Here is a 16,486-nt window from a genome sequence, read left to right on the forward strand (position 1 = left end):
ATGCATGTGTCCACAGCCATGATCATCAACCTTCTGCGCTGGTATGACGACACACAAGGTTGATGATCATGGGGAGGATCGGCCGCGCCGCTTGTTCCAGATGTCGAACGCGACCGCCAGCATGAGGACCAGACCTTTGACCACCGACTGGACTGACTGGTCGACGCCCATGAGCTGCATGCCGTTGCTCATCACCGCCATGATGAGGCCGCCGACCATCGCGCCGACGACGGTGCCGACGCCGCCTGTGACCGCCGCTCCCCCGATGAACGCCGCCGCGATCGCGTCCAGCTCGAACATCGTCCCCGCCGCCGGCTGGGCGCCGTTGGACCGGGACGAGTAGATGACGCCGGCGACGGCGGACAGGAAGCCCATGTTGACGAAGATCCAGAAGTTCACCGTGCGCACCCGCACGCCGGACAGCAGTGCCGCCGGCAGGTTGCCGCCGATCGCGTAGACCTGCCGGCCGAACACCGTCCGCTTGGTGACGACCGCGTACACGATCACCAGCACGCCGAGGATGATCAGCACGATCGGCAGGCCGCGCGCGTGCGCCAGCTGCCAGGCGAAATACATGACGACGACGCCGACGGCCAGCACCCGGGTCACGAACAGCGGGAACGACTCCACCGGCTGGCGGTAGCGGATCCGCGCGACCCGGGTCCGGAACCCGCTGACGGCGTACCCGGCCACCGCGAACGCGCCGATGAACAGCGTGAACGCGTCGTAGCCCTGCCCGCCGAACAGGCCGTTGAGGAAGCCGCTGGCCACCCGCTGGTACTCCGACGGGAACGGCGACAGCGAGATGTTGTCCAGCACCTGCAGCGTCAGCCCGCGGAACAGCAGCATGCCGGCCAGCGTCACGATGAACGCCGGGATGCCGACGTAGGCGACCCAGAACCCGTGCCACGCGCCGACCGCGACGCCGACCAGCAGCGCCGCCACGATGCCGACCCACCAGGCGTAGCCCTGCTGGATCACCAGCACCGCCGACACCGCGCCCGTCAACGCGACGACGGAACCCACGGACAGGTCGATGTGCCCGGCGATGATGACGATCACCATGCCGATGGCCAGCACCAGGATGTAGGAGTACTGCAGGACGATGTTGGTGATGTTGCCGGGACTCAGCAGCACCCCGTCGGTCAGGATCGCGAACAGCGCCACGATCACCACGAAGGCCACGTAGATGCCGCTCTGCCGCACGTTGCGGGTCACCAGCGTGCGCAGGTTGCTGGTGCCGGTGTGCAGGGCGGCGGCCTGGGCGCTCTCCGCCTCGGCGCGGTCCTCGGCCGGCGGTCGCTGCGTGCTGGTCATGCCGCGCCCTCCTTCGTCATCAGTGCCATGAGGTTCTCCTGCGTGGCCCGGCCGACCGGCACCTCGCCGGTGAGCCGGCCCGCGGCCAGCGTGTAGATGCGGTCGCAGACGCCGAGCAGCTCGGGCAGCTCGGACGAGATGACGAGGACGCCCTTGCCGGCCGCGACCAGCCGGTTGATGATCGTGTAGATCTCGTACTTCGCGCCGACGTCGATGCCGCGGGTCGGCTCGTCCAGGATCAGCACGTCGGGGTCGGCGAACAGCCACTTGGCCAGCACGACCTTCTGCTGGTTGCCGCCCGACAGCGTGCCGACGGACGTCATGACGCTGGGCGCGCGGATGCCGAGGTAGGACCGGCTCTCCTCGGCGACCCGGATCTCCTCGTTGCCGTCGACCCAGCCGCCGCGCCCGGCCAGCTTGCGCAGCGCCGCCGCGGACACGTTGCGGCGGACGTCCTCGATCAGGTTGAGCCCGTACTTCTTGCGGTCCTCGGTGGCGTAAGCGATGCCGTTGCCGATCGCCTCCGACACCGACCGCGCCCGCACCTCGCGGCCGCGCACGAACAGCCGGCCGCTGACGTCGCGGCCGTAGGAGCGGCCGAACACGCTCATCGCCAGCTCGGTGCGTCCGGCCCCCATCAGCCCGGCGATGCCGACGACCTCACCCGCGCGGACCCGCAGGCCGACGCCGTCGACCACCTTGCGGTCCTGGGTGGGGTGCCAGACGGTCCAGTCCTCGATCCGCAGCACCTCGTCGCCGGGCGTGCTGACGCGGTCCGGGTAGAAGCTCTCCAAGTCGCGGCCGACCATGCCGCGGATGATCCGCTCCTGCGTCACCTCGCCGTCCGCCGCGCGCAGCGTCTCGACGGTGCGGCCGTCGCGCAGCACCGTGATGGCGTCGGCGATCGACGTCACCTCGGCCAGCTTGTGCGAGATGAGGATGCAGGTGATGCCCTGGTCGCGCAGCCGGCGCAGCAGGTCCAGCAGGTGCGCGGAGTCGGTGTCGTTGAGCGCGGCGGTCGGCTCGTCCAGGATCAGCAGCCGCACCTCCTTCGACAGCGCCTTCGCGATCTCGACCAGCTGCTGCTTGCCGACGCCGAGCTGCGCGACCGGCGTGACGGGGTTCTCGTCCAGGCCGACGGACGCGAGCAGCGCCGCCGCCTCGGCGTTGGTGCGGTTCCAGTCGATCAGCCCGCCGCGGCCGCGCCGCTCGTTGCCGAGGAACACGTTCTCGGCGACCGACAGGTACGGCACCAGCGCGAGCTCCTGGTGGATGATCACGACGCCGACGGCCTCGCTGTCGCGGATGCCGTGGAACCGGGCCGGCTCGCCGCCGAGCACGATGTCGCCGTCGTACGTGCCGGCCGGGTGCACCCCGGACAGCACCTTCATCAGCGTCGACTTGCCGGCGCCGTTCTCGCCGCAGATCGCGTGGATCTCGCCGCGCCGCACCGCCAGCGAGACGTCCCGCAGGGCCGTGACGCCGGGAAACGTCTTGGTGATGCCGCGCATCTCCAGGATGGTGTCGCTCATGGCGGGGTCTCAGTCGGTCTGGCCGGCGGCGACCTCCTCGGCCGTGTAGTAGCCGGAGTCGACGAGCAGCGGGGCGATGTCGTCGGCGTAGACGGTTTCGACCGGCAGCAGGTACGACGGCACCACCTTGACGCCGTTCTCGTAGGTCTCGGTGTCGTTGGCCTCCGGCTCGTCGCCGGCGAGGAACGCCTCGGCCGCCGCGACGGCCTGCTCGGCCAGCAGCCGGGTGTCCTTGAAGATGGTGGAGTTCTGCACGCCGTCGTCGATCAGCTTCACCGACGCGATCTCCGCGTCCTGCCCGGTCACCACAGACATCGGACTGGCGACCGCGCCGTAGCCGGCGTTCTGCAGGGCCGTGATGATGCCGCGCGACAGCCCGTCGTACGGCGACAGCACGCCGTCGACGCGCGAGCCGTCGTTGTAGCTGGACGTCAGCAGGTCCTCCATGCGCCGCTGCGCGGTCTCCTGCTGCCAGCGCAGGATCGCGACCTGCTCGATGCCGGTCTGGCCGGACTTCACCACCAGCGAGCCGTCGTCGATGAACGGCTGCAGCGTGTCCATCGCACCGTCGAAGAAGAAGTGCGCGTTGTTGTCGTCCAGCGACCCGGCGAACAGTTCGACGTTGAACGGCCCGGTCGCCTCGCCCGGCTGGCCGTCCGCCGTCCGCAGCCCGAGCCCGGTCAGCAGCGCCTCGGCCTGGGCGACGCCGACGCGGTAGTTGTCGAAGCTGACGTAGAAGTCGACGTTCTCGCTGTCGCGGATCAGCCGGTCGTAGGCGATGACGGGGATGTCGGCGTCGGCGGCCGCCTGCAGCTGGCTGCTCAGCGCCGTGCCGTCGATGGCGGCGATGATCAGGACGTCCGCGCCCTGCGTGATCATCTGGTCCACCTGCTGCGACTGCGTCGGGATGTCGTCACCGGCGTACTGCAGGTCGACCTGGTAGCCGAGCTCCTCGAGCTGCTCGCGCACCGAGTCGCCGTCGGCGATCCACCGTTCCGAGGTCTGGGTCGGCATCGAGACGCCGATCGTGCGGTCCTCGGGAGGGGCGGACTCCTCGGTGCCGCCGCCCGCGCCCTCGCCGCCGCAGGCCGCCATCGTCAGGGCCAGCAGCGCACCGCTGACCAGGGCTTTGACTCGTAGGTTCACAAGGCCCCTCCCTCGCAGAAACGGGCCATTTGACCCGTCACTGGATCACGTCCGGAATGTGCTGGTTGTGAACGTTAACAGCAGTTCCGCGACAGGGCAGTCACGATCCGGTAACGGGCCTGTCGTCACCGTCGGCGCCGGAGGACGAACGCCCCGGCCAGCAGGCCCAGGACGGCGAAGGCGGCGGCGGTGCCGAAGGCGGCCCGCAGGCCGTCGACGGTCCCGTGCCGGCCGGCCGCGACGGCGACCGAGGTGACGATGGCGATGCCCAGCGCGCTGCCGACGTTGAACAGGGTGTCGACGAGCCCGGCGGCCAGCCCCGACTCCTCCTCGGGCACGCCGGCGAGCGCGGCGATCTGCGCCGCGACGAAGCAGGCGCCCATGCCCGGGCCGAAGACCAGCAACCCCGCGAGCAGGTCGGCGGCGAACGAGCCGCCGGCCGAGACCGGCGTCAGCAGCAGCGCGCCACCCAGCACGAGCAGCATCCCGCCGATGGCGATCGGCCGCACGCCGAGCCGCGTCACCAGCGCCTGCCCGGCGAACGCGCCGGCGATCGACATGCCGGTCATGACGGCGCTCATCAGGCCGAACTGCAGGGCCGAGTAGCCGAGCACCTGCTGGGCGTAGATCGTCAGCGGGAACAGCATGCCGTCGACGGCCAGGCCGACCGCGAGCATCAGCAGGTTGCCGCCGACCAGCGTGCGGTTGCGGAAGATCCGCAACGGCACCAGCGGCGCCGCCGTGCGCGCCTCCACCACCACGAACAGTGCCAGCACCGCGGCCGCGGCGGCGAACAGGCCGAGCGACGCCGCGCTGAGCCAGCCGTGCTCGGGCGCCTTGATCACCGCGTACGCCAGCAGCAGCGGCCCGGCGGTGATCGTCGCCGCGCCGGCGAGGTCGAACCGGTGCTCGCCGGCGCGGTCCCGGCTCTCCCGGACCAGCACCGGGCACAGCGCCAGGATGACCAGCCCAATGGGCACGTTGATGAAGAACACCCACTCCCAGCCGAGCAGCGATGTGATGACGCCGCCGATCAGCAGCCCGGCCGTCGCGCCGAACCCGCCGAGGCCGCCCCACACGCCGAGCGCGCGGTTGCGCTCGGCGCCGTCGGGGAAGGTGGCGACGACGATCGACAGCGCGGTCGGCGCCATGATCGCGGCCGACACGCCCTGCACGGCCCGGGCCGCGACCAGCACCTCGCCGGACCACGCGATGCCGCAGAACAGCGACGACGCGACGAACAGCACCAGACCCGCCATGAACACCCGGCGCCGCCCGAACAGGTCGGCCATCCGGCCGGAGAACAGCATCAGCCCGGCGAACGTGAGCGCGTACGCGGTCAGCACCCACTGCACGCCCGAGAGCGTGAAGCCCAGCTCCCGCCGCATCGTCGGAATGGCCGTCAGCACGATCGTCGCGTCCAAGATGACCATGAAGAAGGCCAGGCCGAGCAGGCCCAGAGCCTGCCAGCGGCGCGGGTCGGCGGTTGCCGCCACGACGGGCGGCGTCCGGGTGTCCATCGGATCCCTCCTCGTTCGGCGTTAGTTAGAAATTACAACCGACTAGATGTTATTCACAACCCATTGAGTGCAATTCGCTACTCAGCTGCTAGGCTGAGGGCGTGTCGACCAAGCGCTCATACGCCGACGGCTGCGCTGCCGCGCACGCCCTCGACCTCGTCGGCGAGCGGTGGGCGCTGCTGGTGGTACGCGAGCTGCTGCTCGGCCCGAAACGCTTCAGCGGCCTGCGGCGAGGGCTGCCCGGCGCGGCGCCCAACGTCATCGCGCAACGGCTGCGCGACCTCGAGGCCGCCGGCGTGGTGCGCCGCCGCACGCTGCCGCCGCCGGTCGCGTCGCAGGTCTACGAGCTGACGGCGTGGGGCCTCGAGCTCGAGCCGGTGGTGCGCGCGCTCGGCCGCTGGGGCAGCCGGTCCCCCGGCATGGACCACGACGCCCCGCTCAGCGTCGACGCCCTGGTGCTGGCCATGCGCACCCTCTTCGCCCCCGGCCGCGCGGCCGGCCTCGACGCCACGTACGCGCTGCGCGTCGACGACGACGCCTTCACCGCCACGGTGGGCGGGGGCGAGTTCCGCATCGTGCGCGGCACCGGACCGGCCGACGTCGCCGTCACCGCCGCCGGCACCGTCCTCAACGAGGTCATCTGGGGTGACCAGGACCTCGGCGCCGCCGTCGACGACGGGCTCGTGCGGCTCGACCCCGACACCGAGGCCGCCCGCCGGTTCTTCGACCTGTTCCCGCTGCCCGAGCCGGCCGCGCCCGCCGGCGCCGGCCGGTAACCTCGACGCCGTGCCCGAACCAGTCGTCTCCGTCCGGCTGCTGGGCCAGGTCGAGCTGCTCCGGGGCACGCAGCCCGTGCCGCTGGCCCGCCGTCCGGCCGCGCTGCTCGCCGCGCTCGCGCTGCGGCTGGGCACGCCGGTGTCGTACGCCGCGATCACCGAGCTGCTGTGGGTGCCGGAGGACCTGCCGGCCAACCCGCGGCGGGCCATCCAGACGTACGCGTCGCGGCTGCGCGACGTACTGGGACGCGACGCGGTCGTCGCGCACGGCGACGGCCTGCGCCTGGACCTCGACCCCGGCCAGGTCGACCTCCACCGCTTCCGCCGGCTCGCCGCGGCGGCCACCGACCCGGCGACGCTGACGGCGGCGCTGGAGCTGTGGACCGCGGAGCCGCTGTCCGGGCTCGCGGTCGGCCAGCTGACCGTCGTCGAAGGGCCGGCCCTGCTCGACGAGGTGCTCAGCGTGGCCGAGCGGCGCGACGAGCTGCGGCTGCGAGCCGGCGACCTCGACGACGCGTTCGTGGCGTCGCTGCGGCGGCTGACGTCGGAGCAGCCGTGGCGCGAGCGGTCCTGGTGCCACCTCATGCTGGCGCTGTACCGCACCGGCCAGCAGGGCGAGGCGCTGGCGACGTTCACCCGCCTGGTCACGGTGCTGCGCGACGACCTCGGCATCGACCCCGGCGCCGAGGCCACCCAGCTGCACCAGCGCATGCTGGCCGGCGACCCCGGCCTCCTCGACGCCGCGCCGGCGGCGCCCACGGCCGCGGCGGCCGAGCCGCCCGCCCAGCTGCCGGCCGGGTCGCCCGCGTTCGTGGGCCGCCCGCACGAGCTGGCGGCGCTGGCCCGGCTGCTGGAACGCCCCGCCGACCGCGTCCGCGTCGCCGTCGTGTCCGGTCCGGCCGGCGTCGGCAAGACGACCACGACGGTCGAGGCGGCGCACCGGGCCCGGTCCCGGTTCCCCGACGGCCAGCTCTTCGCCGAGGGCACCCGCGGCGGCGCCGAGGTCCCGGCGCGTGACATCCTCGGGGCGTTCCTGAGCGACCTCGGCGTCGCGCCCGACGATCTCCCGTCCTCGCAGGCCGGCCGCGCGGCGCTGTTCCGGTCGATGTGCGCGCGCCGCCGGCTGCTCGTCGTCATCGACGACGCCTACTCGGTCGAGCAGGTCACCGCGCTGCTCCCGGGCGCCGGTGAGTGCGCCGTCCTCGTCACGGCGCGCCGGCGGCTGGCCGTCCCGGCCAACGTGTCGGTCGACCTCGACCCCATCTCGGCCACGGAGTCGCACGAGCTGCTGACGACGCTGATCAGCGCCGACCGGCTGGCCGCGGAGCCGGCGGCCGCCACCGCCATCGTCGAGGCGTGCGCCGGCTCGCCGCTGGCGCTGCTGATCGTCGGCGGACGGCTCGCCACCCGGCCGGCCTGGCCGCTGGCGCACCTGCGCGACCGCCTCACCGGGCCCGGCCGCCTGGCCGAGCTGCGACTGGACGGCCGCTCCGTCGAGGCCGCCCTCGACGCCACCACCGGCACCCTCGCCGCTCCGGCCGCCGCCCGGTTCCGCGCCCTGGGCGCGCTGCCGGCCGACCTCGTCGACGTCGAGACCGCCGCGGCGCTGTGGGAGACCGGCCGGGCCGAGGCCCGCGAACTGCTGGAACAGCTCTGCGACCTCCGGCTGCTGGAGCCGGCCGCGCCCGAGTGCTACGCGTGGCACGGCCTCATCGGCAGCTACCTGCGCGACCGGCCCGGGCGGCGCGACCCCGCCGGCCTGCGGCGGGCGCTGCAGCAGGCCATCGCGTCCGTCGCGCACGCCAACGAGCGGCTGCGGCCGGGCGACCGGCCGCCGCACCCGATCATCACCGGCGTCAACGCCGACGGCGTCGTGTTCGCCGGCCACGACGACGTTCACGCCTGGGTGCACCCGCGCAGCGCGCTCCTCGTCGGGCTGGCCCGCGACGCGCTGGCGTCGGGTCACACCGACAGCGCGGTCGAGGCCGCGGCCCTGGCCACGAGCCTCGACCTGCTGCTCGACGAATGCTGCGGTTCGTGGGACGGCACCGAGGACCTGCTGCGCGCCGTCACCGTCACGCCGCTGCCGCCGATCGCCGACCGCTTCGTGGGCAGCGCCTGGCACAACCTCGCCTCCGGCCTGTCCGACCAGGGCCGGCTGGCGGAGGCCGAGGACGCCGCGGAGCGGGCCATCGGGTTCTGGCGGCGGACCGGCGACCGGTACGGCGAGGCCGCGCTGCTGAACAACCTCGCCGTACTGCGTGGGCGATTCGGCGACGACGTCGCCGCGCTGGAGTACATGCACCAGTGCATGGAGGTGGCCGACGCGCTGCCGCTCTCGATGCGCGCGCGCTGCCATGCCACCTACGCCGAGCGCCTCGCCAGCCACGGCGACGCCGCCGAAGCGCAGGCCGCGCTGGCGGAGGCACGTCGGCTGCACACGCCCGAGCCGGGTTCGCACCCCGCCTACCAACTGCTGTCGGCCGAGGTCCGGGTGCACCTCGCCGCGGACCGGCCGGCCGACGCGGTCGACGCCGCCGAACGCGCCGTCGCGGCCGCCCGGGCGATGCGCTCACCCCGGCTGGTCGCCCGCGCGACCGTCGCGCTCGCGCGGGCCCGGCGGCTGGCCGGCCGCGAGAGCCTCGACACCGCGGCCGAGGCCTTGCAGCGGCTCGCCGCCCTCGACCAGCTCGACGTGCAGGCGACCAGCGAGGCGCTGGCCGAGCTGGCGCGCACCCACCGCGCCCGCGGCGACCTCGTCAGCGCCGACGCCTGCGCCGCCGAGGCCGCCCGCCTCGTCGAGGTCGGGGGGCTGCGCGGCACCCCCTGGGCCGCGACGCTGCTCGGCGGCCTCAGCCCGGTCGGCCCGGCCGGTGGCCAGGCCCGCTGATCCCGCGACCGCAAGACCACCACGGCGAGCCTCGACGTCGGCCATCATGACCCGGGAGGGCTGGTAGCCCGCACCGGAGGTGGCCGATGTCGAACGAGACGCTCTGGATGCTGACCGCGGTCTTCGGCGCCGCGCTGCTCGCGCCGTTCACCGCCGACCGGCTCGCCCGCTACGCCGCCGTGCCCCCGGTCGTCATCGAGATCGGGCTCGGCATCCTCATCGGGCCGGCCGTGCTGGGCTGGGTCCGCGACACCGACGTCGTCAGCGCTCTGTCCGACCTCGGGCTCGCCTTCCTCATGTTCCTGGCCGGCTACGAGATCGACTTCCGGCGCATCCGCGGCGGGCCGCTGCGCGCCGCCGCCTGGGGCTGGGCCGCCTCGCTCGTGCTCGGCATCGGCCTGGGCTTCCTGGTCGCGGGCACCGACGCCGGCCTCGTGGTCGGGCTGGCGCTGACCACGACCGCCCTGGGCACGTTGCTGCCGATGCTGCGCGACCACGGGCTGGCCGACACCGCACTCGGCACGAGGTTCCTGGCCATCGGGGCGGCCGGCGAGTTCCTGCCCATCCTCGCGATCGCGTTCGCCCTCAGCGGCGAGCGGCCGGCGCACACGACGATCGTCCTCGCGGCATTCGGGCTGGTGGCGGTGGGCGCGGCGATCATGGCCCGGCAGCCGCGCCATCCCCGGCTGGCCCGCATGGTCACCAGCACGCTCGGCACCAGCGCGCAGGTCGGGCTGCGGCTGTGCGTGTTCGTGGTCGTCGCGATGTTCGCCATCGCCGCGGGCCTGGGCCTGGACCCGGTGCTCGGCGCGTTCGCGGCGGGCATCGTCGTGCACCTGTTCCTCGACGCCGGCGACCCGCACGAGTCCGAGCAGGTGCTGTCGCGCCTGGAAGGCATCGGGTTCGGGTTCTTCATCCCGATCTTCTTCGTCATGAGCGGCGTCCGCTTCGACGTCGACGCCCTGCTGGCCGAGCCGTCGACGCTGCTCCTGCTGCCGGTGTTCCTGCTGTTCTTCCTGCTGGTGCGCGGCGGGCCGACGGTGCTGCTGCAGCGTGACGCGCTGGGCATGCGGCCGGCGGTGTCGCTCGGCCTGCTGGCCTCGACGGCGCTGCCGCTGGTCGTCGTGATCACCGGCATCGCGCAGGACGAGGGCGTGCTCGGCGCCGCCACCGCCAGCGCGCTCGTCGGCAGCGGCATGCTCTCGGTGCTGATCTTCCCGACCCTGGCGCTGCGCCTTCAGGCCGGTGCGGGGACGGCGGCCAGCCGCAGGCCGAGCACGGACTCGGAGCCGCGCAGCGACTCGTCCTCCAGGTAGCGGTACAGGTACGGGACGCTCTCCAGCAGCGTGATGCCGAACCGCGCGGCGACCGCGTCGACCATGGCCGTGCCCGTATGCAGTTCGCGGTGCTCGGCGCGCCAGCGCGCGAGCGAGCCGGGCGCGTCGTAGAAGCGGTCCGCGATGGCCGTGCCGGCGCGCTCGTGCGCGAACTCGTCGACCAGCAGCCGGCCGCCCGGCGCCAGCAGCGCGGCGGCCGCCTCTACGGCGCGGCCGAGGTCGTGCACGTGGTGCAGCGACAGCACGAACAGCACCGCGTCGTACGGGCCGCCGCGGAAGTCGCAGACGTCCGCGGTGAGCACGCCGGGCCGGGCCAGCGTGGGGTCGATGTCGATGGCCGTGACGTCGTAGCCGCGTCCGCGCAGCTCGTCGGCCAGGCGCCCGTCGCCGCACCCGGCGTCGAGGACGCGGGCGGGCACGGGTGGCAGGTGGGTGGCGAGGAAGTCCATGCTCCCACCGTGCGGCCGCGCGGCCATGAGCACCACTGCGGGTCGGACAGGTCAGGTATACGCTCGGCGCATGCTGGACACGTGGTCGCTGCGCGTGCTGGCCGAGGTGGCCGAGCACGGCTCGTTCTCCGCCGCGGCCGACGCCCTGACGATGACCCAGCCGGCGGTCTCGCGGCAGATCGCCGCGCTTGAGCGCCGGGCCGGGGTCCGGCTGTTCCACCGGCACCCGCGCGGCGTCGTCCCGACGGCGGCCGGCGAGCTGGCCATCGGCGAGGCGCGCGAGATCCTCGGCCGGCTGGCCGCGCTGGAGGCCCGGCTGGGCGCGTACGCGCAGCTGCGCGGCGGGCAGGTCCGGCTGTCGGCGTTCCCGAGCGCGAACACCGCGTTCGTGCCGGCGGCGATCCGCCGGTTCAGCGCGGCGCACCCCGGCGTCGAGGTCGGGCTGGTCCGCGGCGGCCCCGGCGACGTCCGCTCCGGCGCCGTCGACGTCGCACTCGTCACCGACTGGGACCTCCCCGGCGACGGCGTCGAGCTGGTGCCGCTGCTGGACGAGGAGCACCGGGTGGCGCTGCCGACCGGGCACCGCCTCGCCGGGCGCACCACCGTCGCGCTGCGCGACCTGCGCGGCGAGACCTGGATCGAGGGCGGCCACCCCGACTGCCTCGGCCCGCTCACGGCGCTGACCCGCGCCCTCGGCGGGCCGCCGCGCGTCGGCTTCGTGTGCGACGACTGGACCGGCAAGCAGGCGCTGGTCGCGGCCGGCATGGGCGTCACCGTCGTCTCGACGCTGGCCGCCGCGGCCATCCGCCCCGACGTCGTCCTGCGGCCCACCTCCCCCGCCCTCCCGCGCCGCCGCCTGCTGGCCGCCGTCGCGCCGCGCGACCGGCGCACCCCGGCGGCGGCCGCGATGCTGACGGTGCTGACGTCACTCGCCGTCGGCTACCGCTGAGCTGGTGCGACGACGGGGCCGCCGCGTGCGCGCGGCGGCCCCGTCCCGGCGGGCTACTGCTCGAACGGCGCGAAGTACGGGTACAGCGGGGCGTCGGGGCCCCACGCTCCCGGCCGGCCGCGGGTGTCGGCCGTCGTGAAGACGGCCGGCTGCGACGCGGTGACGCCGCCGCCCGGGCTGTGCGCGGTGACGATCCACGCGTAGGTGGTGGCGGGCGCCAGCCCGGCCCACTCGACCGAGGCCACCGAACCCGACGGCACCGTCACCTCGCCGACCGGCTCCGACGGCGTGTACAGCGCGATCGCGTCGGTCTGGAACGTCGTCGTCCGGGTCTGCAGGTCGACCGGCAGCACCATGTTGTCCTCGGTGCCGTTGTACCGGCCGTCCTGGTCGTACTCGGTGGCCCCGAACTCCGCCAGCAGCGGCGAGTACGTGTCGACGATCAGCTCCGACCGCTCGACGTCGAACTGCAGCAGCCGGAAGAAGCTGGCGCCGAACTGCAGCTGGTCGTCCGGCTGGTAGCCGCCGATCTCGGTGAGCCCGAGCCGGTCCGCGGACACCGTGTAGAACTGGTAGTCCGCGAGCAGCTCGACCACGCCGTGCCCGATCTCGCCCACCGGCGGGCGGACGTTCGTCCCGACGCCGTGCCGGTGGCCGGCCAGCACCAGGAACACGTTCGGGTTGGTCGCGACGACCCGGTTGTAGAGCACCGTGCCGTCGGGCGCGGCGAGGGCGGCGTCGCGGCCGTCGGGCAGCGTCGACGGCATCACGTAGTCGTGCGTGAGCAGGATGCCGTTGCGGTCCGGGAACCGCTGGAAGATGGAGTTGGCCCAGTCGACCTCCTCCTTGGTGACGCCGAACGAGAGGCCGACGACGACGAAGTCCAGGCCACCGGCCGAGAACAGGTCGTAGTGGTTCTGGTTGTCGCCCTCGCGCCACGGACCGCCGTACTCGGCCTGCTCCCATTGGTCGTCGGCGGCGGCGTAGCGGTCCGGCCCGTAGTACTGGTTGTACAGCGACTCCGGGCCGGTCTCGCGGCCGCCCTGGTTGTCGTGGTTGCCGGCGACGACGCCGTTCGGGATGCCGGCGCCGTCGAGCACGCCCTGCTGCTCGGACGAGAACTCGAACTCGCCGATGACCTGCTGGCGCATCGGCTCGTCCAGCGGCGGCCGGGTGTTGTTCTCGATGATGTCGCCGGTGTGCGCCGCGTAGGCGACCTTGCGCTCCTCGGCGTTCTCGACCACCCAGTCGACGATGCCCTGGTAGGCCGACGCCCAGACGGCCCGCTCCTCCGGCGTCTCCTGCTCCACCGCGCCCTCGGACAGGTACTGGGTGTCGGTGAAGTGGACGATGGAGAACTCGTAGGTGTCCGGGTCGGCGAAGCCGTCCGGGTCGCCGTCGACGATGTCGTCGGCGAACGGGTCCTCGCCGGTCACCAGCACGTTCACCCGGTTGCGGTCGACGTACTCCGCCGTCACCGTCGCGGACAGCACCGTGTTGCCCTCGGCGGCGCCGCGGGCGCTGGTCAGCGCGTCCCACGTCTGCGTCCGCGGGTTCCACGCGTGCAGCGTCACCAGCCGCTGCGGGTCGACGACGCCCTCCCAGCGCAGGAACGGCGCGTCGACGTTCTTGCGCACGCGGATGTCGAAGCGCTGGTAGCTGAGATCGCGGCTGGCCGGCGCGGCGACCGTGCGGCCGTCGAGCGGGGCGAGGTCCTTCGTCTGGACCGGCCGCTCCCCCGGCACCCGCAGCGTCGTCGGCATCGTCGTGGTGCTGCCCTGCCAGGCGGTGGTCGCGGTGGCCACCTCGGCCTGCGCGAACGACGCCGTGACGTCGCCGCCGCCGGGCGTGGCCACCTCGGCGGACAGCGTGACGTCCGGGCCGAGGCCGGTGCTCCCGGACGCCGGGGCGAGCGCCGCCGGGACGTCCGGGATGCCGGCGCTGGTGAAGACGATCTCGCGGACCGCCGTGTTGCCGAGGACGTCGGTGCCGGTGACGGCGAGGGTGTGCTCGCCCGGGGCGAGGCCGGGGCCGATCGGGGCGCCGAGCGCGACGGCGGCGCCGTCCAGCGTGACGTCCGGGCCGGTCTGCACGCCGGAGGCGTCGGCCAGCTGGACGTCCAGCACCTCGGCCGATGTGATCGTCTCGCCCGCGGCGGGGGTGCTCGCCGTCACCTCGGGTGCGGTGTTGTCGGTGACCAGCAGCCGGGTCGCGACCTCGCCCGTGGTGGACGACGCGGAGACGGCGTGCTCGCCGTCGGCCAGCGCGGTGGTGTCGAGGTCGGCGCGCAGGCCGCGTGCCGGCGCGTCGACGAGGAAGTTCAGGTCGACCTCGCGCAGCGGGTTCACGGTGGAGCCGCAGTCGCCGTCGCCCATGCCGTAGCTGGGCAGCGGGCGCTGCTGCGTCGCCGTGCCCTCCGCCGGCGTGAGCACGACGTTGGTGACGGCGAAGTCGTCGCGGTTGTTCCCGCAGCCGGTCGCGAACGTGCCGGTCACGAGGTCGATGGTGTTCCAGCCCGGCTGCAGCCACTCGTTCGGGATGGTGACGTCGACGCGCTGGCTGACGTAGTCGCCGCCGAGCTCCACCTTCATGCCGTTGACCAGCAGGTAGTTGTGGTAGCGCGCCTCGATCGAGTTCGTGCCGACGTCAAAGCTGACGGTGGCGAGGCCGGACCCGAGGGTCTCGCGGACCGCCGCGCCGGGCGCGTCGACGACGTAGCGCAGCTCGACCTCGCGCAGCGCCGTCGTGCTGCTGCCGCAGTTCCCGTCGCCCATCGTGTAGGACGGCTCGACGCCCTGCCCGGCCGCGGTGCCGTCCGGGACGACCAGCTCGAGGTTCGCGACGGCGAAGTCGTCGCGGTTGACGCCGCAGGCCGCCTGCACGCCGCCGGTGACGAGCGTGATGACGTTGTCGCCGGGGACGAGGAACTGGTTCGGCACGGCGACGTCGACGCGCTGGCTGACGTAGTCGCCGCCCAGCTCGATCCGCTTGCCGTTGACCAGCAGGTGGTTGTGGTAGCGCGCCTCGATGGAGTTGCCGCCGACGTCGAAGCTGAACGTCGACACGCCGGTGCCGAGCGTCGGCCGGGTGACCGGTTCGGCGCCGTCGACGGTGAGCGCCGGCACCGCGCCGGGCGTTCCGGCCGGGAACGACGCGAACACCGGCTGGGTGCCGGCGGCGAGGGTGCCGTCGGCCGGCGCGACGTGCGGCGCGCCGGTCGGTGCGTTGTTCACCGTGACGGTGTGCGTGGTGGCCGCGCCGGAGGCGGTCCGGGCGACGATCTCGTGCGGCCCGTTCGCCAGCGTCGTCGTGTCGACCTCGGCCGTGAGCCCGGTGGTGCGCTGCGGGTCGCCGTCGACGACGAACGTCAGCTCCGCGCTGAGCAGCAGCGACGTGTTCGAGCCGCAGCTGCCGTCGCCGAAGGCGTAGCTGTACTCGTTGGCGTCGCCGTCCGCCGGGCCGCCGAGCAGGTCGAGGGTGAAGTCCGACAACACGAAGTCGTCGTGGTTGACGCCGCAGCTCGTGGTGACGGTGCCGGCGAACACCTCGACGGTGTTCGTCCCGGCCACCAGCTGCTCGTTCGGGATCTCCAGGCTGACCCGCTCGTCGACGGCGTCGCCGAGGTCGATCCGGTGCGCGCCGTTGACCAGCACGTAGTTGCGGTAGCGGGCCTCGGTCGAGTTGCTGCCGACGTCGAAGCTCAGCGTCGACACGCCCAGGGTCGGGGTGCCCTGGATCGGCGTGCCGTCGATGGCCAGGACGGTGACGTCGTCGTCGGCGGTGACCGGCTCGGACGCGACCGTCACGGCGCCCTCCAGGTACGCGCCGTCGGCCGGGGTCAGCGTCGGCGGCTCGGCCGGGGCGTCCCGCCTCTCCTCCTCGGCCGCGGCCTCCTCGGGCGCCGCCGTCACCGCGTACGAGGCGGGCCAGGTGGCGCCGGCGAGGACGGCGGCCAGCGCGGCCGCGGCCAGGCCGGCCCGTCTCTTCCGTCGGCCGGGACGTGGGGGCAGCGTCATCGACGAGACCTCTCTCTGGTGGCGGGGAGCGCCCTGAATCGTCCCGATCGCCGGGAACCTCCGCCGATCCGCTCGACGAAAGGGCGGTGACCGTTACGTGAACGCTTGGCCGCCGCCCGCGTCGTGAAAAACTGTCCGTCATGGACGGCGACCCGAAGACCGAGCCGCGGCCCCGTGGCCTGGGCGGGCCGGCATTGTTCACCGGAGTGCTCGCCCTCGTCTTCGCGTTCGTGCCGTTCGTCGGCGAGTTCGTCGCCGTGCCGGCCGCCGTCCTCGCGATCGTGCTGGGCCTGATCGGGTGGGACCGCGCCGAGAAGGGCCTCACCGACGACGGCGCCCGCGCGCTCACCGGCGGCGTCCTCGGCCTCGTCGCCGCCCTCGTCGTGCTGTTCGTCTATCTCGCCACCATGGGCCCGTCCTAACCGCACACCCACCCCGCTCGCCCCACCACCGCCGCTCGCCCCACCACCTTTCGAAGTTGATCATGGAGAAGGTCGGGCTCCGGGCGCCCGGGACCCGACCTTCTCCATGATCAACTCTGCCGGCAGCCGCGG

Annotated in this window: 11 protein-coding genes; 5 read left to right on the plus strand and 6 right to left on the minus strand. The window is 73.5% G+C overall.

Features of this window, described 5'->3' with window-relative positions; genetic code table 11:
* Window positions 1-66 precede the first annotated feature (66 nt).
* The 4 genes from mmsB to BLV02_RS15690 form a co-directional block, all read right to left on the minus strand.
* Entirely contained in the window at window positions 67-1,317 is a 1,251-nt protein-coding gene (mmsB, locus tag BLV02_RS15675) for a multiple monosaccharide ABC transporter permease (protein ID WP_069111764.1), read from the minus strand.
* A complete protein-coding gene (gene mmsA, locus BLV02_RS15680; RefSeq protein ID WP_069111763.1) occupies window positions 1,314-2,849 on the minus strand; it encodes a multiple monosaccharide ABC transporter ATP-binding protein in 1,536 nt (511 codons plus the stop codon). Before mmsA ends, mmsB begins: the two co-directional genes overlap by 4 nt.
* A 9-nt stretch (window positions 2,850-2,858) precedes the next feature.
* Entirely contained in the window at window positions 2,859-3,944 is a 1,086-nt protein-coding gene (chvE, locus tag BLV02_RS15685; RefSeq protein ID WP_069111969.1) for a multiple monosaccharide ABC transporter substrate-binding protein, read from the minus strand.
* A gap of 176 nt (window positions 3,945-4,120) precedes the next feature.
* Entirely contained in the window at window positions 4,121-5,515 is a 1,395-nt protein-coding gene (locus tag BLV02_RS15690) for an MFS transporter (RefSeq protein ID WP_069111762.1), read from the minus strand.
* Window positions 5,516-5,616: 101 nt separating this feature from the next.
* On the opposite strand from BLV02_RS15690, the gene BLV02_RS15695 reads away from it, so the two are divergent.
* The 3 genes from BLV02_RS15695 (at window position 5,617) to BLV02_RS15705 (ending at window position 10,497) form a co-directional block, all read left to right on the plus strand.
* The gene (locus BLV02_RS15695; RefSeq protein ID WP_069111761.1) at window positions 5,617-6,291 is read left to right on the plus strand and encodes a winged helix-turn-helix transcriptional regulator; all 675 of its coding nucleotides are present in this window, start codon (window positions 5,617-5,619) and stop codon (window positions 6,289-6,291) included.
* Window positions 6,292-6,301: 10 nt separating this feature from the next.
* Window positions 6,302-9,181, plus strand: a complete 2,880-nt coding sequence (locus tag BLV02_RS15700) for an AfsR/SARP family transcriptional regulator (RefSeq protein WP_069111760.1) — start codon at window positions 6,302-6,304, stop codon at window positions 9,179-9,181.
* 86 nt (window positions 9,182-9,267) lie between these two features.
* Window positions 9,268-10,497: a cation:proton antiporter gene (locus BLV02_RS15705; RefSeq protein ID WP_069111759.1), complete on the plus strand. Its 1,230-nt coding sequence runs from the start codon at window positions 9,268-9,270 to the stop codon at window positions 10,495-10,497.
* Here the strand turns inward: BLV02_RS15705 and BLV02_RS15710 are convergent.
* Window positions 10,419-10,967, minus strand: a complete 549-nt coding sequence (locus tag BLV02_RS15710) for a class I SAM-dependent methyltransferase (protein WP_171906752.1) — start codon at window positions 10,965-10,967, stop codon at window positions 10,419-10,421. The genes BLV02_RS15705 and BLV02_RS15710 overlap by 79 nt on opposite strands.
* 70 nt (window positions 10,968-11,037) lie before the next feature.
* Between BLV02_RS15710 and BLV02_RS15715 the strand changes: the two genes are divergently transcribed.
* Window positions 11,038-11,916, plus strand: coding sequence for a LysR family transcriptional regulator (locus BLV02_RS15715; protein WP_069111757.1), 879 nt, complete (start codon window positions 11,038-11,040; stop codon window positions 11,914-11,916).
* A gap of 53 nt (window positions 11,917-11,969) precedes the next feature.
* Here BLV02_RS15715 and BLV02_RS15720 read toward each other — a convergent pair whose 3' ends face one another.
* A complete protein-coding gene (locus BLV02_RS15720) occupies window positions 11,970-15,932 on the minus strand; it encodes a metallophosphoesterase family protein (protein WP_069111756.1) in 3,963 nt (1,320 codons plus the stop codon).
* Between the two features lie 140 nt (window positions 15,933-16,072).
* On the opposite strand from BLV02_RS15720, the gene BLV02_RS15725 reads away from it, so the two are divergent.
* Window positions 16,073-16,354 (plus strand): hypothetical protein, encoded by a 282-nt coding sequence (locus BLV02_RS15725; protein ID WP_069111755.1) that lies wholly within the window; start codon window positions 16,073-16,075, stop codon window positions 16,352-16,354.
* The last annotated feature ends 132 nt before the right edge of the window (window positions 16,355-16,486 follow it).

Origin of the sequence: Jiangella alba (assembly GCF_900106035.1) — a bacterium.
GTDB classification, from domain to species: Bacteria; Actinomycetota; Actinomycetes; order Jiangellales; family Jiangellaceae; genus Jiangella; species Jiangella alba.